Raw genomic sequence first — 19623 nt, forward strand, 5'->3', positions numbered from 1 at the left:
AATTCACGTCTTCGTCACCTGCTGGAAACCTAGATTGGCGCGTCCCGGTATCGATCCGGCGACAGCCCTCAACGCTACGGTTTTCCAGTTAGGAGAGAAGCTGTGAAACACCCGATCCAACGGCCCGCCAGCCGCCGCCGCACCACCCTGGCATCGTCCATCACCCATATCCTTGCTGGCAGCACCCTGCTGCTGGTCGGCGCCGTGGCTTCTTCCTCAGCCTTTGCACAGGAGCAGGCCACCAACCTCGACCGCATCACGGTCACCGGCTCCAACATCCCGCGCACCAACACCGAGACACCGTCGCCGGTGCAGGTGGTGACCCGCCAGGAAATCGACCGCACCGGCAAGACCACGGTCGCCGAGTACCTGCAGACCCTGACCGCCGACGGCGCAGGCTCCATTCCCAAGACCTTCGGCAACGGCTTCGCCGGTGGCGGCGCCGGCATCTCGCTGCGCGGCCTGGGCGCCGGCTCGACGCTGGTGCTGTTGAACGGCCGCCGCATGGCCACCTACGGCCTGGCCGATGACGGCCAGAAGGTCTTCACCGACCTCAGCACCATCCCGCTCGATGCCGTCGAGCGCGTGGAAGTGCTCAAGGACGGCGCCTCGGCGATCTATGGCTCCGACGCCATCGCCGGCGTCGTCAACATCATCCTGCGCAGCGACTTCCAAGGCGCCATCCTGCGCGGTTCCTACGGCATTTCCGGTGACGGCGATGGCGACGCGAAGAAGGCGACCCTCACTGCCGGCACCGGCGACCTGTCCAGCGATGGCTGGAATGCGTTCTTCAGCCTGGACGTCGGCAAGACCGACGCGATCAAGATCAGCGACCGCAAGAACCGCAAGTGGATCGGCACCGGCGATATCCGGCGCTGGGGTTACGACGCTGCAGACGCGCAGTTCCTGGGCGGTGCCTACCTGTCGGGCGGTACCGCCGGCGGCGTGGGTCCCAATGGCTCGGTGTTCGATGCCACCGGCCATCTGGTTGCCCTGCCGGGCTGCGCCGGGCTGACCACGATTCCCGGGCAGAGTGACGCGACCGCGCAGGCCCAGGGTTGCCTGTGGGATCCGGCGCAGCAGTACCGCGACCTGAGCCCGGAAGAGAAGTACGTGAACGTGTTCGGCCGCGCCAGCTTCGCGTTTGGTGAAGGCGGCGAGGTCTATACCGAGATCGGTTACTCGAAGAAGGAAACGATCTTCAGCAATACGCCATCCGGCGTATCCGGCGGCTGGGGCTACCCTGGCGGCCCGGTCAACGCCAACAGCGGTGCCGGTGCGACCCAGCTGTATGCAGGTCATCCGGACAACCCGCTGCCCACCGCGGCCCGCCTGCGTTACAGCGCGTGGGACGTGGGCCCGCGCGTGACCGACAATACCAATGAGTTCAACCGCTTCCTGGTGGGTGTCAAGGGCAACTGGGGCGACTGGAGCTACGACACCGCCTACCTGCATTCCGGCACCGACCTGGTCAACAAGCGCACGGGTTTCCTGCGTTATGACGCAGTACGCTGCGTGCTGGGCAATCCGGCCTGCCCCTATGGCACCTGGCGCATCGGCGACAATGCCTCGCAGACGCCGCAGTCGGTCTACGATGCCATCAGCCCGACCATCAGCGCGCGTGCCAAGTCGAGCCTGGACATGTTCGACTTCACCATCTCGCGCAGCCTGATGGATCTCAAGGGCGGTCCGCTGGGCCTGGCCTTCGGTACGGAGTGGCGCAAGACGAGCAACAGCCTGACGCCGCAGACCTTCACCGATATCGGCCAGATCATCGGCCTGGGCTACTCGGCCTACGACGGCACGCAGAATGTGTATGCCGGCTACGCCGAACTGTCCGCACCGGTGCTGGAGCAGTTGGAGCTGAGCGCTGCGGTCCGCTACGACAAGTACGAAAGCGGCGAAGGCAAGGCCACGCCGAAGCTGGGCGTGAAGTGGACCCCGGCCGACTGGATCGCACTGCGCGCCAGCTACGCTGAAGGCTTCCGTGCGCCGAACCCGGCCGAGAACGGTGACGGTGGCCTGGCCGCTTTCTCCAACGCCCGCGATCCGGTGCGTTGCGCCATCGACCCGGCCAACGAATGCACCGCGCGCTCGGTGGCGATCATCACGCGGCCGAACAAGGACCTGAAGCCGGAAGAGTCCAAGAGCTACTCGGTGGGCATCGTGCTGCAGCCAACCTCGACCACCTCGCTGACTGTGGATGCGTGGGAAATCAAGCGCACCAACGAAATCGCGCAGGGCAGCACGGCCGACGCCATCGCCGCGGGCAACGTTCTCCGCGATGCCAACAACATCGGCGGAGTCGCCAACAGCGGCACCATCCTGGCCGTCAATACCGCCTACGTGAATGCCAACTCCTCGCGCGTCCGCGGTATCGACACCGACATCCGCCAGACCTTCGACATCGGCCCGGGCCAGCTGGAAATGGACCTGCAGTGGAGCCACGTGCTCAAGTTCGAGCGCACCGAGGGTGATACCACCGTCGACTATGTGGGCACCCACGGCAACTGCGACGTGACCAACTGCATCGGCACGCCGAAGGACCGCATCAACTTCGGCACCACCTGGAAGCAGGGCCCGTGGAGCATCAGCGGCGTGGCCAACTACATCAGCAAGCTGGAGAACAAGGACCGCCGCGGCGGTGACTACCTGGCCTTCTATGAAGACGGCGAGCCGGTAGAGAAGATCTCCTCGTTCACCACCTTCGATCTGTCCGGCCGCTGGAACATCACCGAAGCCTTCGAGCTGAACGCTTCGGTGCAGAACGTGTTCGACCGCATCGCGCCGCTCGACCCGAGCACTTACGGTGCAGTCAATTACAACCCGCTGCACTTCAGTGGTGCGATTGGCCGCTACTTCACTGTCGGCGCCAAGTACACGTTCAAATAATCCCGCTGCTGTGTTTGCTTCGAAGGCCCGGGCTGTTGCCCGGGCCTTCGTCGTTTCCTGGCTGTTCGTTGTCCATGCCGGCTCCCGCACACCCGGCCTTGCAGCCATGTTCACGAGTACATGGCTAGGGTGTGCTCGCGGCATCCGGGCCGCAGGGGATCTCAATGGCCACGACATCGCAACGCCTCGGCCTGCCGGCGTTGACTGCACTGGTAGTCGGCTCGATGGTCGGCGCCGGCATCTTCTCATTGCCGCAGAACGTCGCGCGCAGTGCCGGCCCGGCCGCCGCGATGATCGGCTGGGCGCTGAGCGGTGCGGGCATGCTGATGCTGGCCTTCGTGTTCCAGGCCCTGGCCAACCGCCGTCCGGACCTGGACACCGGCATCTACGCATATGCACGCGAAGGCTTCGGCAACTACATCGGCTTCTCCGCGGCGTGGGGCTACTGGGTCGCTTCGGTACTGGGCAATGCCAGCTTCTTCGTGCTGATCTTCAGCGGCCTGGGCCATTTCATGCCGGTGTTCGGCGAAGGCAACACGCCAGCCGCCGTGGCCGCTTCGTCCGTACTGTTGTGGACCGTCCACCTGCTGGTGCTGCGCGGCCTGCGCACGGCAGCCATCGTCAACGGCCTGGTGACGGTGGCCAAGCTGCTGCCCATCGCACTGTTCCTGGTGCTGGCCGCCGGCGCGTTCCGCATGGAGGTGTTCCGCGCCGACTTCTTCGGCACGCCTGCGCTCGGCGACCTCGGCCAGCAACTGCGCGGCATGATGCTGGTCACCGTGTGGGTGTTCATCGGCATCGAAGGCGCCAGCATCTATTCGCGGCGTGCCGCGCGCCGTGCCGACGTCGGCCGTGCCACGGTGATAGGTTTCCTGGGGGTCTGGCTGCTGCTGGTCCTGGTCAGCCTGCTGTCGATGGGCGTGCTGTCGCAGGCCGAACTGGCCGGGCTGCCCAACCCGTCGATGGCCTACGTGCTGCGCGCCATCGTCGGCGAATGGGGCGCGACGGTGATCATCGCCGGTTCGATCATTTCGGTGCTGGGCGCGCTGCTGGCCTGGGTGCTGCTGTGTGCCGAAGTGCTGTATGCCGCCGCTGGCGACGGCACGATGCCCGCCTTCCTGGGACGCGAGAATGCGCGTGGCGTGCCGGCCAATGCGTTGTGGTTGAGCAACGGGCTGATCCAGCTGTTCCTGCTGCTGGTGCTGTTCAATGCGGGCAGCTACACCGGCCTGGTGCTGCTGGCCGCATCGATGAGCCTGGTGCCCTACTTCCTGTCCACCGCGTTCGGCGTGCAACTGGCCTGGCGCGGGCAGTCCTACGCGGGTGAGCCACGCGTGCGCTGGCGCGATTTCGTGGTCGCGCTGCTGGCCAGCGCCTACGCGCTGTGGCTGGTGTATGCCGGCGGCCTGAACAACCTGCTGCTGTCGGTGCTGCTGTACGTGCCCGGCATTGTTCTGTTTGCGCAGACCCGGCGCCAGCGCGGCGAGCCGGTTTTCACGCACTGGGAGTGGGCGCTGTTCGGCGCGATCCTGGCAGTAGCAATCGCCACGCTGGCAGCGTTCTGGAAGGGCCGGATCACGCTGTAGCGGCGAGCGCGTGCCCGGCTTGGAGGATGCAGCCGAGCATGGGCTCGCCGCCACAACACGGCAAAAAAAAACCTGCATCTCGCGATGCAGGTTTCTCAAGGTGGCGCCCGAAGTTGGACTCGAACCAACGACCCCCTGATTAACAGTCAAGTGCTCTAACCGGCTGAGCTATTCGGGCAGACGACTAGTATAACCACTCTTCACGCGCGATGGTAGGGGTGATTGGCAATCATTGCGGCAGCCCGATACAGCTGCTCGGCCACCACCAGACGCACCAGCATGTGCGGCAGCGTCAGCGGTCCGATCGACCACTTTTCGTCGGCCAGCGCGGAGACCTCTGGCGAATGCCCTTCCGGGCCACCGATCAGGAACGCCAGGTCCCGGCCCTGCCCGCGCCAATGCTCCAGGCGCTGCGCCAGCTGCTCGGAACTCAACTGCCGCCCCGGCACGTCCAGTGCCACCACGTAAGCGTTCTTCGGCAGCGCGGCGATGACCCGCTTGCCTTCATCCTCGGTGGCACGGCGCGGATCGCGCCCCTTGCCGCGCAGGCCGGGTTCGATTTCCACCAGCTCGAACGGCAGCCAATGCGACAGCCGCTTCTGGTATTCGGCGAACCCCTGCGCGACCCAGCTGGGCGCGCGTTCACCGGTGGCGATCAGGCGGGCTTTCATCAACGGTCCTCCAAAACGTCGACGGCGCCATCGGCGCCGTCGAAGGGATGCGTCAACGTGCGGCTCAGGCCACTTCGTCGTCGCTGGACGGCGGCTGGTCGCCGACGGTCCACAGGCGCTCGAGCGCGTAGAACTCACGCACGCGCGGCAGCATCACGTGGACGATCACGTCGCCCAGATCGACCAGCACCCACTCCGCTTCGCGCTCGCCTTCAACACCCAGCGGCATCACGTCGATGTTCTTGGCGAAGCGCACGACTTCATCGGCAATCGACTTGACGTGGCGGGTCGAAGTGCCCGAAACGACGATCATGTAGTCGGCAACGCTGGACCGGCCGCGCACGTCGATCTCGACCAGGTCCTTGGCCTTCAGGTCTTCGGTGGCTTGGCGGACGCTGGCCAGCAGTTCCGGCACGGACGGCGGCGGGCTGGGCAGATCGACCTTGATGGTCTGGGGCTGGGTCTGGTTGCTCAAAATGGATCGACTCGATAAACGTGGGGGCGATTATACGGGGATGGCGCGGCCGCGCCATTCACGCCGTGGCCGGGCGGTACAGCCCGTGTGCAGCGACATAGTCGGCCACGGCCGGTGGCAGCAGTGCGCGCCAGGGACCGCCAGCGGCAATCTGCGAGCGCACGGCGCTGGCCGATTCCTCGCGCAGTGGGTGGTGCAGGCGCAGGATGCGCCCGGCCGGGCTGGCGAACAGGGCCTGCTCATTGTCGGCCCAGCGCCCTTGCAGGGCGCGCCCCAGCTCGCCATCGATCGACGCCTGCAACGGACTGCCCGGCCGTTCGGCCACCACGAAGTGGGCCAGACCGAACAGGGCCTCCCATTCATGCCAGCCGGACAGCCCCAGCAGGCTGTCGGCGCCCACCAGCCAGGCCAGCGGCCGGCTCGGGCCCAGCTCGCCACGCAGCTCGCGCAGCGTGTCGACGGTGTACGACGGGCGACCGGGGCAGCGGGTGGCACGATCCAGTTCGCGACGGTCCAGCAGCAGCCCCGGCTCGTCGCCGATGGCCAGCGACAACATCGTGCAGCGCTGCTCAGCAGTGGCACCGGGCACCGCGCGGTGCGGCGGATCGGCGGCCGGCAGCATGCGCACGGCGACCTGCAGTTCATCACGGGCCGCACGCGCGATCGCCAGGTGCCCGAGGTGCACCGGATCGAAGGTGCCCCCGTAGTAGATCCGCAGGCTCATCACTCAGGCCCGCACCAGCAGGCGCACGGCACGCGGCTCGGCCACGGCCACCAGCAGGCGTTCCAGCGCCAGCCAGGCGTCGCCGTCAGCGCGCCCCTTGGCAATGCGGTCGACCAGCCCCGCCTCGGCCACGAAGCGCTCCCAGCGCTTGCCTTCCGGGTGCCGCTGCAGCGCGCGCTTGTAAGGCGCCTGCCGCGATTCCCAGATGCCGCGCGATTTCATTTCAGCGGCCAGGTTGCCACCACGCGCCTGCACGCGGGCCAGGCCTGCGCCCGCCAGCAGTTCGCGGATCACGATCGGCATCAATGCGGCCACCGCCTCCCCTTCACCGCGCAGGCCGGCCAGCATGCGCAGCACCGCCGGCGGCTGGCCGGAGAACGTCGCCTCCACCAAGCGGAACACGTCGTAGCGGGCAGCGTCAGCCACCAGCGACTCCATCCGTTCCACATCCAACGGCTGGCCGTCGGCCAACAGCGCCAGCTTGTCGATTTCCTGGGCGGCGGCCAGCAGGTTGCCCTCCACCCGCTCGGCCAGGCGCTGCACGGCGGCCGGGTCGGCACGCAGGCCCTTGCCGCGCAGGCGGCGCTCGATCCAGTCCGGCAGTTCGTGCGGCTTGATCGCCCATGCCACCGACAGCACGCCGATGCGGCTGACCGCCTCGGCCCACTTGCCCTGGTGGGCCTTGCTCCATTCATTGGCGGTGATCATCAACACCACGTCCGGTGCCGGGTTGGCGCAGAACTGGCTGATCACCTCGGCGCCCTCCTTGCCCGGCTTGCCGCTGGGCAGGCGCACCTCGACCAGGCGGCGGGCGCTGAACAGGCTTGGCGCATTGAAGCTGGCGTCAAGCTGGTTCCAGTCGAAATCACGCCCGTCGGCATCGAACACTTCGCGTTCGCCGATGCCCGAGGCGCGCGCACGCGCGCGGATGGCATCTGCGGCCTCCAGTACGCGCAGTGTTTCCGGGCCTGCGATCAGGTACACCGGCGCCAACGCGGTGTCAGCGCCCTGGCTGGCCAGCTGCTCCGGACGCAGTTCCATCGTCGCTGCCGCTCAGTGCTTGACGGCGGCGGCAGGCTCTGCCGGCACCGCGCCCTCGATCGGCTTGGCCTTCGGCGCGGACAGGCTGCCCCCCTTCTCGATCTCGGCGCGGACCACGCTGTCGATACGGCGGATGATCGAGGCGGACATTTCCCGGCGCAGCTCCGTGGCCAGGATTTCGCGTTCGGTGGTGGTACCGGTGGCGTCGGTCGGCGGCGACACGTAGTCGCGCGACAGTTCGATCACCTGCTGCGGCACCAGTTCGCTGCCATCCTCGCGGCGGAAGATGAAGATCACCGCATAGCGCAGGCTGTACTCCTGCGCACGACCCTGCGAGTCGATGGCGATCGGGAGGTCACCCCAGCGCTCGGACAACACCTGCAGCTGGGTACTGGGTTCCTTGCTGTCCTCATCGGCCAGCCTGGCACCAGAGGCCAGCAGGCTGCGATTGAGCAGCTTGACCAGTTCACTGTACGGGGCGGTGGATACCACCTTCACCGGGGCGGTGTCGGTCGGCAGCATCAGCTTGTTGCGCAGATGGAAGCCGCAGCCGGCGAGGCCGAGGACAAGAACGAGGGCAAGCAGGATTCGGGTCATGGAGACAGTCTGGCGGAGCCGGGCGATCACGGCAACACACAGCGTGCCCGAAGCCGCGTGAATGCAGGGCCATCAAGCACCCGGCCCTGCTTCTGGAAAGGCATCGGCCACCGCGCGGGTGGCCGGTGCGAGGTACATCAGGCGGCGACGATGTTCACGATCTTGCCCGGGACGATGATGATCTTGCGCACCGTCAGGCCTTCCATGAACCTGGCCGCGTTGGGCTCGGCCAGCGCCAGCGCCTCGACCTGCTCGCGCGCGGCATCGGCCGCCACCTCGATGGTGCCGCGCAGCTTGCCGTTGACCTGCACCGCCAGGGTCAGGGCATCGCGTACCAGCGCACTGCTGTCGGCCTGCGGGAACGGCTGGTCTTCCAGCAGCGTCTCGCCATGGCCCAGCACCTGCCAGAGGGCGTGGCTGGCATGCGGCGTGATCGGGTTCAGCAGCAGCACGACGGCCTGCAGCGCTTCCTGGCGCACCGCGCGGCCCTGCTCGCTGTCGTCCTCGAACCTGGCCAGCGCGTTCATCAGCTCCATCACCGCTGCGATGGCGGTATTGAAGCTGTGGCGGCGACCGTAGTCGTCACCGACCTTGCCGATGGTTTCATGGGTCTTGCGGCGCAGCGCCTTCTGGTTGGCATCCAGTGCTGCAACGTCCAGCGCCGGGGCGGCACCGTCGGCAGCATGCTTCTGCACCTGGGCCCACAGCCGGCGCAGGAAGCGCGCCATGCCGTCCACGCCGGCCTCGTTCCACTCCAGCGACTGCTCCGGCGGCGCGGCGAACATCGAGAACAGGCGCACGGTGTCGGCGCCGTACTTGCCGACCATCGCCTGCGGGTCCACGCCGTTGTTCTTCGACTTGGACATCTTCTCGGTGCCACCGACCACCACCGGCTGGCCGTCGGCAATCAGGGTGGCGCCGGTGATGCGGCCGCGCTCGTCACGCTGCACTTCCACATCGGCCGGGTTGATCCAGTCCTTCGAACCGTCCGGATTCGGGCGGTAGTAGGTCTCGGCGATCACCATGCCCTGGCACAGCAGGTTGCGCGCCGGCTCGTTGCTGTCCACCATCCGCGCGTCGCGCAGCAGCTTGTGGTAGAAGCGGAAATACATCAGGTGCAGGATCGCGTGCTCGATGCCACCGATGTACTGATCGACCGGCAGCCAGTAGTTGCCGCGCTTGTCGACAGCGTCACGGGCACCGGGCGAGGTGTAGCGGGCGTAGTACCAGCTCGACTCCATGAAGGTGTCGAAGGTGTCGGTCTCGCGCTCGGCGGCGCCACCGCATTCCGGGCAGGTGGTCTTGCGCCATTCCGGGTCGGTCTTGATCGGCGAACCGGTCCCGGAGAACGCCACGTCCTCCGGCAGTACCACCGGCAGCTGCTCCTCCGGCACCGGCACCGCACCGCACTTGTCGCAGTAGATCACCGGAATCGGGCAGCCCCAGTAGCGCTGGCGGCTCACGCCCCAGTCGCGCAGGCGGTAGTTGACGCGGCGCTGGCCCTGGGCCTTGCGCTCGAAACGTTCGGCCAGGGCTTCGAAGGCCCCCTGGAAATCCAGACCGTCGAACTCGGCCGAGTTCACCAGCTCGAACGCACGGCTCTTGTCGCTGTACCAGTCCTGCCAGCGGCTACCGTCCCAGTTGCGTTCTTCTTCAGTACGCGGGTCCTTCAGCGCGATGACCTGCTTGATCGGCAGGCCGTACTTGTTGGCCACTTCATTGTCGCGCTGGTCATGGCCCGGCACCGCCATCACCGCACCGGTGCCGTAGCCCATCAGCACGAAATTGGCGACCCACACCGGGACCGGCTCGCCGGTGACCGGGTGCAGCGCGCGCAGGCCGGTGTCCATGCCGCGCTTTTCCTGGGTCTCCAGCTCGGCCTCGGACACACCGCCCTGCTTCAGGTCGGCCAGCATCGCGGCCAGTTCCGGGTTGTTCTTCGCTGCGTGCAGCGCCAGTGGGTGTTCGGCGGCGATCGACACGAAGGTCACGCCCATCACCGTGTCCGGGCGGGTGGTGAACACGCGCAGCGGATCCAGCACGCCACCATCGACGTCGCGCACGTCGAACTGGATTTCCAGGCCCTCCGAGCGGCCGATCCAGTTGCGTTGCATGGTCTTGACCGATTCCGGCCAGCCGTCCAGCTCGTCCAGGCCATCCAGCAGTTCCTGGGCGTAGTCGGTGATGCGCAGGAACCACTGCGGGATCTCACGCTTCTCCACCAGCGCACCGGAGCGCCAGCCGCGGCCGTCGATGACCTGCTCGTTGGCCAGCACGGTCTGGTCGACCGGGTCCCAGTTCACCACCGCGTTGCGGCGATAGGCCAGGCCCTTGCGCATCAGGCGGGTGAACATGCGCTGCTCGTGGACGTAATAGTCCGGACGGCAGGTGGCGAACTCGCGCGACCAGTCGATGGCATAGCCCAGCGATTTCAGCTGGCTGCGCATGTGGTCGATGTTCTTGTAGGTCCACGCCGCCGGCGCGGTCTTGTTCTTGATCGCGGCGTTTTCCGCCGGCAGGCCGAACGCGTCCCAGCCCATCGGCTGCAGCACGTTGTGGCCGGTCATGCGCTTGTAGCGGCTGATCACGTCGCCAATCGTGTAATTGCGCACGTGGCCCATGTGCAGCGCACCGGACGGGTACGGAAGCATCGACAGGCAGTAGTACTTCGGCTTGTCCGAGGTCTCGTCGACCTCGAAGGCACGGGTGGCGTCCCAGTACTGCTGGGCGGCGGATTCAACCTGCTGCGGGTCGTAGGCGTTGGTTTCAGCGCTGGTCATGGAACACGCGGATGCGGCGGCAAAGCGGTACAGCGTACCGCAGTGCGGCAAACGTCTCCAATCCTGCCTGCTGGGGGTGGGCGCCGCGATGCCCCGGGAGCCGTCTCAGCGTTGGCGCGACAGCGGCAGTGCGGTGGCCAGCCAGGCCACCCAGCAGGCGAACGCCAGCCGTTGTGCCAGCGGCGCCGGCAGGACGCCCTGCAGGGCAAACGCGGCCACCGCAGCCAGCATGCCGCAGCCCAGGGCCAAGGCGCCCAGGGCGCGGCCATGCGCCTGACGCAGCTGTGTCGTGCCCAGCAACAGGGTTCCGGCGACGAAGCCCAGCACCCAGATCATCCAGGCACTGGCATGCAGCTGGCTGGCCGGCCCATGCAGATCGTCCACGTCCAGCGGCAGCAAGCCCATCGCGGCAAAGCCCAGGCCAGCCAGCAGCAGCATCTGGCTGCCGACCCTCGATGCCCAGCCGGCAGTGGCGGGCAGGCTGCGGCGCAGGCGCTCAGCCACCACCGCGGCGAGCACGCCGGGCAGCACAAATCCAAGCAGATTGAAGGCCAGCGCATGCGGTACACCCCGCGCACCCAGCAGCGCCACCGGGTGGCGCGCCTGTGCATAACCCTCCAGGCCGGCACCGAAGCCAGACACAGCCAGGACGAACACGACTGCAGCAAGCAGTCCCAACCAACGATCAAGCCGGACCATGGACATTGCGCGCAGTCACCCGGAAAAGAATGGATCAGCGCATTGTCGCGGCAGCGACGCGGTGCGCCAAGCGCGCGACCGAGGCCGGGTGCTTCCGGCGCACCGCGACCACTACGCCGGTCAGCTCCGGAAAGCGGGTGATCCACGAGCTGTACTGCGTGCCACGCCCCCGAGGCCGTCGCGCGCGATGTGATGGCAGGGTTGAGACGGACATCGATCGTCACCATAGAATCGGTCTCCAGATGCCAAGCGATGCTTTCCCCATGACCGAGACGACCTACGTATTCGACGCCACCACTGCGACCTTCGAGGCCGAAGTCCTGCAGAAGTCGCTGCAGACGCCGGTGCTGGTCGACTTCTGGGCCACCTGGTGCGGGCCGTGCAAGACCCTCGGCCCGATGCTGGAAAAGCTGGCTGCCGAGTACAACGGTGCGTTCGAGCTGGCCAAGGTCGATGTCGACAAGGAACAGCAGATCGCTGCGGCCTTCCAGATCCGCTCGGTGCCGACCGTGTTCCTGGTCAAGGGCGGCCAGCTGGTGGACGGTTTCCCGGGCGCCATTCCGGAAGGCCAGCTGCGTGAGTTCCTGGCCCAGCACGGCATCGTACCGGCCGATGTGGGCGATGCTGTCCCCGAAGATGACACCCCGCTGGATCCGCAGGCGCAGGTCGATGTGCTGCGTGCGCAGATCGCCGCCGAGCCGGACAAGGATGAACTGAAGCTCGACCTGGCCCTGGCCCTGCTGCAGATCGGTGGCGTGGACGAGGCAGGCACCCTGATCGACGGCCTGCCTGCCAATCTGGCCACCGACGACCGTGCCGTGCGTGCCCGCGCCCGCCTGGCCTTCGCCGCCGCGCTGAAAGATGCCCCGGCCGCCGAGGTGCTGGAGGCACGCATCGCCGCTGACGGCAAGGACCTCAAGGCCCGCCACCTGCGCGGCGTGCAACTGCTGCTCGGCGGTCATGACGAGGCCGCGCTGGCCCAGTTCCTCGAAATGCTGCGGATCGACCGCGGATTCGAGGAAGGCCTGCCGCGCAAGGCGCTGATCGACGCCTTCAATGTGATCTCCGACGAGGACCTGGTCGGCCAGTACCGCCGCAGGATGGCGTCGCTGCTGTTCTGAACGGGAGCCCGCCCCGTTCAGAATCCCTGCACTGAACGCGGGCAATAATGCGCGCGCTGGTGGCCATGCGGTCGCCACGATCCGTTCGGGGGGATGAGGTCGGGGCCATGGGGTCTTGCAGCTGCACCCCCGCATTGCCGGGATTGCAAACTGTGACCGTCGTCCGCTCTCTGTCGTTCGCCATGCATTTAACGGGCGCTCTGCTCTGCGCCCTCTTCCTGATGCCCGCCCTTGCCGGCGCCCAGGACTGGAACTATCGCGTCCGGCCCGGCGATACCCTGTGGGACCTGGGCGGGCTCTACCTGAAGCCCTCGGTACGCTGGCAGCAGCTGCAGCAGCACAACCGCATCGACAACCCTTACCAGTTGCCGCCGGGCCAGCTGCTGCGCTTCCCGATCAGCTGGCTGCGCACCGAACCGGCGCCGGCCCGGGTGCTGTCCGTGCGCGGCAAGGTCGCGCTGGCAGGCGCCGATGGCACGGCGACCCGCGCGCTCCAGGCCGGCGAACAGCTGCATATCGGTGACACCGTGGAGACCGAAGGCGACTCCAGCATCACCCTGGAATTCGCCGATGCCTCGCGCCTGCAGCTGCGCGAGTACTCGCGCCTGCGCCTGGATCAGCTGAGCCGTTACGGCCACACCGGCATGGTCGACACCCGACTGCGCCTGCAGCAGGGGCGAGCCAGCAACCGGGTGACGCCGGCGCACGGTCCCGCCTCGCGTTACATCATCGATGCGCCCACCGCGACCAGCAGCGTGCGCGGCACGGTGTTCCGGGTCAGCGCCGGGGATGACGGGCACGTCGGTGCCACCGAGGTCCTGCAGGGCAAGGTGCAGGTCGGCAACTCCCATGGCCAGCGCCTGGTCCGGCCGGGCCAGGCCACCCGCAGCAGCAGTGCCGATGCGGCGCCCGCTGCGGTCTCTGCACTGCTGCCGGCGCCGGCGCTGCGCAATGACGCGCTGCGCCTGGCGCCGCTGCCGACCCTGCTTGCCTGGGAACCGGTCAATGGCGCCGATCATTACCGGGTGGAAGTGGTGCAGGCGGCAACGCCGGAGATCCTCCTGTTCGCCGCCACCACCGCCGACACCCGGCTGGCGATCGGCGACCTGCCGCCTGGCCAGCTGCGCATCCTGTTGCGCGCGGTCGACGCCCAGGGGGTCGAAGGCCTGGATGCCAGCGCCGATTTCGAGCTCGGTGACCAGCCACCACCGCCACTGACCGTATCGCCGCTGCATGGGCAGACGATCAACAGCGACCGCCCGCGTTTCCGCTGGAGCCAGGCCCCCGGTGCGCGCAGCAGCGTCCTGCAGATCGCCACCGAGCCCAGCTTCCTGCAGCCCCTGCAGGAGCAGGCCACCCATGCGACCGACCTGCGCCTGACGCGACCGCTGCCGCCCGGCCAGTACTACTGGCGCGTGGCTTCGCGCGATGGCGAAGGCCGACAGGGCCGCTATGGCCAGGCGTTGCCGCTGCAGCTGAGCAATGAACCAGTGGACCCGGCACTGCAACCGCCCGAGGCCGCACACGGCGAGCTGACGCTGCGCTGGCAGGCCGGCAGCGAAGGCCAACGCTACCGGGTGCAGGTGGATCGCCGCGGCGACTTCAAGGCACCGCTGGTCGACGAAACCGTGGATCAGCCGCAGGTGAGCTTCAAGCGCCCGTGGAGCGGCACCCTGCATGTACGCGTGCAGTACATCGACGATGACGGCCACGCCAGCGCGTTCTCGCCTGCCCAGCAGGTCCCGCTGCCGTGCCGCCTGTGCTACGGCGCGGGTGGCGGTGCCCTGCTGCTCTGGTTGTTGTTGTGAGGCGCTCGCCGCTGCCATGGTCGAAGCGGATCCTGCTGGCCCTGCTGGCCGGCGGGCTGACCATCGTGGCCAGCCAGGGACAATGGCTGTGGCGGCAGGACGAGGCGGCCTATGATGCGCTGGTCGGCAACTGGGAGTACCGCCCCGATCCCAGCGTGCTGATCGTCGCCATCGACGAAGGCAGCCTGCAGCGCATCGGCCAGTGGCCCTGGCCACGCTCGGTGCATGCACGCCTGCTTGACCGCCTGACCGATGCCGGCGCCGAACGCGTCGCGCTGGACCTGATGCTGTCCGAACCGGATCGCCGTGACAGCCGACAGGATGATCAACTGGCGGCCGCCATCCGACGCAATGGCCGGGTGGTGCTGCCGGTGCTGGCCGCACCGGCGGCCGGCGACCGCATGGCCGAGGAAATGCTGCCGATCCCACAGATCGCTGCCAGTGCTGCCGCCATTGGCCACACCGATGTCGAGGTGGATGGCGACGGCGTCGCCCGTGGCGTCTATCTGCACGCAGGTATCGGCCAGCCGCACTGGCCGGCACTGGGCCTGGCACTGGCCGACCTGCCTGCCGGTGCCGTACGCGGCCTGCCCGATCCCGACCCGGAACTGGGCTCGCCCTATCAATGGCGTCGCGACGATTACGTTCGCGTGCGCTACGCCGGCCCCCCCGAGCGGCTGCCACAGGTGTCCTATGCGGACGTTCTCGATGGCCACGTGGACATGGCGATGCTGCATGGCCGCCGCATCGTAGTTGGCATGACGGCCAGCGGCATCGCGCCCCGCCTGCTGACCCCGACCACCCGCGAGTTCTGGATGAGCGGCAGCGAGTACCAGGCCAACATCACCTCGATGCTGCTGCAGCACAAGCAGATCGATGTTCTACCGCATGCCTGGCAGCACGCCATCAGCGGTGTGCTGGTAGCGCTGTGCGTGATCCTGCTCGGCCTGCGCCTGCCCTGGCTGGTCGCGCTGTGTTCGTTGCCGATGCCTGCCCTGCTGAGCTGGCTGCTGCTGCGCACGAGTGACCTGTGGTGGGCGCCGGCCAGCGCGATGCTGGGCGTGACGCTGGCACTGCTGGTCTGGGCGGTGTGGCGGATCTCGGCCTGGCACCGCCAGGCCAACCGCGACGCCCTTACCGGCCTGGGCAACCGCCTCCGCTTCGAGCAGTCGCTGCAGCAGGAATGCGATGCAGCGCGGCGCAGCGGCAAGCCATTGAGCCTGGCGTTGATCGACGTCGACCACTTCAAGCGCCATAACGATCGCCACGGGCACCAGGTGGGCGACCGCGTGCTGCGTGATGTCGCCCGCCTGATCGGCGCCCATGCGCGCCGCCCGCGCGACATGGCGGCACGCTACGGTGGCGACGAATTCGCGCTGGTGCTGCCGGATACACCGGCCGAGGGCGCACGCCAGGTGATTGAGGACCTGATTGCCTGCGTGCGCGCATTGCCGGCGCCGGGCGATGGCAGCGACGATACCGTCACGCTCACCATCGGCGTATTCACCCGCGTGCCCGACGGCGAACTGCAGCCCCACCATTTCGTGGAAGGCGCCGACACCGCCCTTTATCAGGCCAAGGCCAACGGCCGCGACGGGTACATGATCGACGGCCCATGAGGCAGGACATGCACGCCGCCGTTGGACACACGCCCGGGGTGCAACATACGCATGCGAATGGCTAGACTGGGCACCTCGCCTCGCGCCCCGGACCCGCATGAACGCCCGCCTGTTCCGCTTCGGCATCAACCTGTGGCCACCGTTCCTGTTCACCGGCATCCATGTCACCCGCATCACGCCCGATTACCGGCAGATCGACGTCGAGCTGCGGCTGCGGCCGTGGAACCGCAACTACGTCGGCACGCATTTCGGCGGCAGCCTGTTCGCGATGACCGACCCGTTCTGGATGCTGGGCCTGCTGCACATCCTCGGCCGTGACTACTACGTGTGGGACCGGGCCGGTGCGATCGATTTCCTCAAGCCTGGCCGGGGCACGGTGCGCACCTCGTTCCGCATCGACGATGCGCTGCTGTCCGAACTGCGTGCCGAAGCGGCGGGCGGCGAGAAGGTGCTGCGCTGGTTCAGCAACGACGTCGTCGACGAAAGCGGCGAGGTGGTCGCCCAGGTGCGCAAGCAGGTCTATCTGCGGTTGAAGCCACACGCGCGCTGATCCGGCGCGGGCGCTGTCCTCTGCTGCCCTGGCAGGGAGGCTCCGATGCGCGCGTATGCGCGTGCACCTGCGGTGCGACGCGGAGCGAAGGCAGCCGCGAGGATGACGAGGACAGCGCGCACTGGCCGCCGCTGCTCAGTCGCGCGCGGCGGCGGCCGGGGCGTCCCCTGCCACCAGCGATACCGACAACCATGGGCTCTCGTCGGTGCTGCGCGGCGCTGAGCGCCGCGGTACCTGCAGGCGGCGGCCATCGGCCGACAACTGCGGTGTCCGCACCTGCGAGCGGAACTGGCCAGGCAAGCGCTTCAGCGCATCCACAGGGTCCTCGGCCTGCTGTCGCAGCCAGCGTTGCGCACCGATCAGCCGCACCATCGCGGCGGCATCCTGGGGCCGTGACGAATACGCGGGATAGGCCGGGCCCGCGATATCGGCCAGCACGCACCCCATGACGTTCGACAGGCAGCCGAAGTCATGCTGCGGCGGTGCCGGCACCGGCAGCGGGCGATCCGCCTCCAGCGCGGTCATCGCCGCCGCGCCACAGGCCCAGCCCAGGTTGCCCGCCACTCGCGCCAGGGTGCTGCTGCGATCGAGTACCAGCACGCCACCGAACTCCTGCGCCGAGGTTTCGATCGCAGCCCTGCTCATCGCATACTCGCCCTGCATCGCACGGCACAGGCTCTGTTCGGCGGCCCGCATCGGCTTCATCGCCTGCTCGCATTCCGCTGGCAGCGGTTGGTCGGCCGGCAGTTCGACCAGCATGTCGGCCAGCAGCTGGGCATTGGCCTGCACCAGGCTGGCACCGATGATGCTCTCCACCAGGTAGCTGCCGCCCGTCACCAGCCGGCGGCCCAGCTGCAGCCCCCGGCAACTGCCACGCAGCGCACCGTCGATATCACCCTGCACATACGCCAGCGCGCGTGCGCTGGTGGCGTCGATCACCAAACCATAGGCCGGCATCGGCACCAGGATGCCTTCCCCTTTTGGCCGGAACGGCGACACGAAGTGATCCGCATCGGCCAGCTGGTCCAGGCGCGCATGCAGCTGCTGGTGGCCAGCGTGGGCATCGACGAAGCGCTGCGGGTCCGCACGCACCTGGCCGAGGCAGTCACTGGCGGTCGGTCCGCAGCTGGCCGAAGGCCGTGAATGCAGCTCGACGTGGTCTTCTGCCAGCTGCGGACGGGCGCCGCCATTGCCGCGCGGATCCGCCTCCCAGCGCTGTACATCCCGGGCCAACGCCTGATCGCGCTGGTCCGGGTCGAGATCGTCGAACGCGAGTGTCCACAGCAGCGCAAAGCCGTTGCGGCCATCAGCGGGCAGGCGGGCCTGCAACCGCTGCTGGGCCTGCAGCCGTGATTCCGGCACCGGCCACATGCGCGAGGCGCACCACACCACGATGGCCAGCACCAGCAGTCCTGCCAGGGCCCAGCCCAGTCCGCGCAGAATCTTCAACACAGCTTCCCTTCCATGCATCGTTGCCGCAGTCGATCCCCCAGCGTAATCGACCGGCCGTGGCCGCTACAATGCGCGCATGTCGCTCGAAGCCCCCGCCCTGGTCCCCCGCCCCTCCCTGCAGCGCCTGTTCCTTACCGGCCTGCTGACCCTGCTGCCGATCTGGCTGACCTGGGTCGTGGTCAAGTTCGTGTTCGTGCTGCTTTCGGGCATTTCCAGCCCATTGGTGGTGCCGCTTTCCGAGCAGATCGCGACAAGCTTCCCGCATTACCTCGGCTGGGTCCGTGCCGAATGGATCCAGAACACCATCGCCCTGCTGGCCACCCTGCTGGTGATCCTGGCGGTGGGCGTGGCCAGCCGCCGCGTGCTCGGCCAGCGCCTGCTGCGCTGGGTCGGCGCGGTGATCAAGCGCATTCCGTTGGCCAGCATCATCTACGACAGCGCCAAGAAGCTGCTGGACATGTTGCAGACCGAACCGGGCAGCACCCAGCGCGTGGTGCTGATCGACTTCCCGCACCGCGACATGAAGTCGGTCGGGCTGGTCACCCGCGTGATCAAGGAGCACGGCACCGACCGTGAACTGGCCGCGGTGTACGTGCCAACCACACCGAACCCGACCTCGGGTTACCTGGAGATCGTGCCGGTGGAGCTGCTGACCCCGACCGACTGGACCGTCGACCAGGCCATGAGCTTCATCATTTCCGGCGGTGCCGTCGCACCGTCCAGCGTTCCGTTCACGCGCGCAGGCGAACGCAGCGAATGACAACCGCGGCGCCGATCGAGCGCCCGCTGCAGGACCGCGCGGTCCTGCTGTTCATCGTGCTGGCCGCGTTCTTCTGCGGCAACGCCGTGCTGGCCGAACTGATCGGGGTGAAGATCTTCGCGCTGGAAGACACCCTCGGCATCGATCCGCTGAACTGGAACCTGTTTGGCCAGACCGGCTCGCTCAGCTTCACCGCCGGTACCCTGCTGTGGCCGGTGGTGTTCATCATGACCGACACGATCAACGAGTTTTTCGGCAAGCGCGGCGTGCGCTTCATCTCGTGGCTGGCCGTGGTGCTGATCGCCTATGGCTTCCTGTTCGCCTTCGCAGCGATCTCGCTGGCGCCGGCCAGCTGGTGGGTCACCTCGATGGACGGCCACGGCGTGCCGGACTACCAGGCGGCATTCGCCGCGGTGTTCGGCCAGGGCATGTGGACCATCGCCGGTTCGCTGGTGGCCTTCCTGCTCGGCCAGCTGATCGACGTGGCCGTGTTCCATCGCATCCGCCAGGCCACCGGCGAGCGCCACGTGTGGCTGCGTGCGACCGGATCCACCGCGATCTCCCAGGTGGTGGACAGCTTCGTGGTGATCTGGATCGCCTTCGTGCTCGGCCCGCAGCACTGGCCGACCTCGCTGTTCCTGGCCGTCAGCAGCGTCAACTACATCTACAAGATGGGCTTTGCGATTGCCTTGATTCCACTGCTGTACCTGATGCGGCGTGCGATCACCCGCTACCTGGGTGCCGATAGGGCCGCCGCCCTGCGCGCCGCGGCCGCGGCTGACTGAAGCCCCAGCGGCAAAAAGCTGACTGCGCCTTCACGCTGGCCGTACGCGGCCGGATCGTGCAAG

The 19623-nt window shown here is 67.7% G+C and carries 16 protein-coding genes and 1 tRNA gene; 8 read left to right on the plus strand and 9 right to left on the minus strand.

The window, feature by feature from the left end; all coding sequences use genetic code 11:
- Window positions 1–102 precede the first annotated feature (102 nt).
- Both ACEPA4_RS14395 and arcD read left to right on the plus strand, forming a co-directional pair.
- Window positions 103–2892 (plus strand): TonB-dependent receptor, encoded by a 2790-nt coding sequence (locus ACEPA4_RS14395; protein WP_061479655.1) that lies wholly within the window; start codon window positions 103–105, stop codon window positions 2890–2892.
- A gap of 164 nt (window positions 2893–3056) precedes the next feature.
- Window positions 3057–4478 carry an arginine-ornithine antiporter gene (gene arcD / locus ACEPA4_RS14400; protein ID WP_262090237.1) on the plus strand — a complete coding sequence of 474 codons (1422 nt, stop codon included), beginning with the start codon at window positions 3057–3059 and terminating at the stop codon, window positions 4476–4478.
- Between the two features lie 101 nt (window positions 4479–4579).
- Here the strand turns inward: arcD and ACEPA4_RS14405 are convergent.
- The 8 genes from ACEPA4_RS14405 to ACEPA4_RS14440 all read right to left on the minus strand — a co-directional run bounded on the left by ACEPA4_RS14405 (window position 4580) and on the right by ACEPA4_RS14440 (window position 11471).
- A tRNA-Asn gene (locus ACEPA4_RS14405) sits at window positions 4580–4656 on the minus strand.
- A gap of 22 nt (window positions 4657–4678) precedes the next feature.
- Window positions 4679–5149, minus strand: coding sequence for a 23S rRNA (pseudouridine(1915)-N(3))-methyltransferase RlmH (gene rlmH / locus ACEPA4_RS14410; RefSeq protein WP_005418108.1), 471 nt, complete (start codon window positions 5147–5149; stop codon window positions 4679–4681).
- A 64-nt stretch (window positions 5150–5213) separates the two neighbouring features.
- Window positions 5214–5624 carry a ribosome silencing factor gene (gene rsfS / locus ACEPA4_RS14415; RefSeq protein ID WP_005418109.1) on the minus strand — a complete coding sequence of 137 codons (411 nt, stop codon included), beginning with the start codon at window positions 5622–5624 and terminating at the stop codon, window positions 5214–5216.
- Window positions 5625–5682: 58 nt separating this feature from the next.
- Window positions 5683–6348, minus strand: coding sequence for a nicotinate-nucleotide adenylyltransferase (gene nadD, locus ACEPA4_RS14420; protein WP_072168534.1), 666 nt, complete (start codon window positions 6346–6348; stop codon window positions 5683–5685).
- A gap of 3 nt (window positions 6349–6351) precedes the next feature.
- Window positions 6352–7389 (minus strand): DNA polymerase III subunit delta, encoded by a 1038-nt coding sequence (gene holA / locus ACEPA4_RS14425; RefSeq protein WP_235646268.1) that lies wholly within the window; start codon window positions 7387–7389, stop codon window positions 6352–6354.
- A gap of 12 nt (window positions 7390–7401) precedes the next feature.
- The gene (gene lptE, locus ACEPA4_RS14430) at window positions 7402–7986 is read right to left on the minus strand and encodes an LPS assembly lipoprotein LptE (RefSeq protein ID WP_005418114.1); all 585 of its coding nucleotides are present in this window, start codon (window positions 7984–7986) and stop codon (window positions 7402–7404) included.
- 137 nt (window positions 7987–8123) lie between these two features.
- The gene (leuS, locus tag ACEPA4_RS14435) at window positions 8124–10766 is read right to left on the minus strand and encodes a leucine--tRNA ligase (protein ID WP_139727456.1); all 2643 of its coding nucleotides are present in this window, start codon (window positions 10764–10766) and stop codon (window positions 8124–8126) included.
- A 105-nt stretch (window positions 10767–10871) separates the two neighbouring features.
- Complete coding sequence (locus tag ACEPA4_RS14440; RefSeq protein ID WP_072168536.1) at window positions 10872–11471, minus strand: DUF998 domain-containing protein; 600 nt, start codon at window positions 11469–11471, stop codon at window positions 10872–10874.
- 257 nt (window positions 11472–11728) lie between these two features.
- On the opposite strand from ACEPA4_RS14440, the gene trxA reads away from it, so the two are divergent.
- From trxA to ACEPA4_RS14460, 4 genes are all read left to right on the plus strand, one after another.
- Window positions 11729–12586 carry a thioredoxin gene (gene trxA / locus ACEPA4_RS14445; protein ID WP_005418123.1) on the plus strand — a complete coding sequence of 286 codons (858 nt, stop codon included), beginning with the start codon at window positions 11729–11731 and terminating at the stop codon, window positions 12584–12586.
- A gap of 107 nt (window positions 12587–12693) precedes the next feature.
- A complete protein-coding gene (locus tag ACEPA4_RS14450) occupies window positions 12694–14394 on the plus strand; it encodes a FecR domain-containing protein (protein ID WP_315974264.1) in 1701 nt (566 codons plus the stop codon).
- Window positions 14391–16013: a CHASE2 domain-containing protein gene (locus ACEPA4_RS14455; RefSeq protein WP_005418127.1), complete on the plus strand. Its 1623-nt coding sequence runs from the start codon at window positions 14391–14393 to the stop codon at window positions 16011–16013. Before ACEPA4_RS14450 ends, ACEPA4_RS14455 begins: the two co-directional genes overlap by 4 nt.
- A 97-nt stretch (window positions 16014–16110) precedes the next feature.
- Complete coding sequence (locus ACEPA4_RS14460; protein WP_005418128.1) at window positions 16111–16563, plus strand: DUF4442 domain-containing protein; 453 nt, start codon at window positions 16111–16113, stop codon at window positions 16561–16563.
- A gap of 135 nt (window positions 16564–16698) precedes the next feature.
- On the opposite strand, the gene ACEPA4_RS14465 is transcribed toward ACEPA4_RS14460, so the two are convergent.
- The gene (locus ACEPA4_RS14465) at window positions 16699–18015 is read right to left on the minus strand and encodes a hypothetical protein (protein ID WP_065185486.1); all 1317 of its coding nucleotides are present in this window, start codon (window positions 18013–18015) and stop codon (window positions 16699–16701) included.
- Between the two features lie 76 nt (window positions 18016–18091).
- Here ACEPA4_RS14465 and ACEPA4_RS14470 point away from each other — a divergent pair, with 76 nt between their 5' ends.
- Entirely contained in the window at window positions 18092–18775 is a 684-nt protein-coding gene (locus tag ACEPA4_RS14470; RefSeq protein WP_005418129.1) for a DUF502 domain-containing protein, read from the plus strand.
- Window positions 18772–19560, plus strand: coding sequence for a queuosine precursor transporter (locus ACEPA4_RS14475; protein WP_065185485.1), 789 nt, complete (start codon window positions 18772–18774; stop codon window positions 19558–19560). Before ACEPA4_RS14470 ends, ACEPA4_RS14475 begins: the two co-directional genes overlap by 4 nt.
- Window positions 19561–19623 lie beyond the last annotated feature (63 nt).

Source organism: Stenotrophomonas sp. P2112, from assembly GCF_041897515.1.
Classification (GTDB): Bacteria; Pseudomonadota; Gammaproteobacteria; order Xanthomonadales; family Xanthomonadaceae; genus Stenotrophomonas; species Stenotrophomonas sepilia.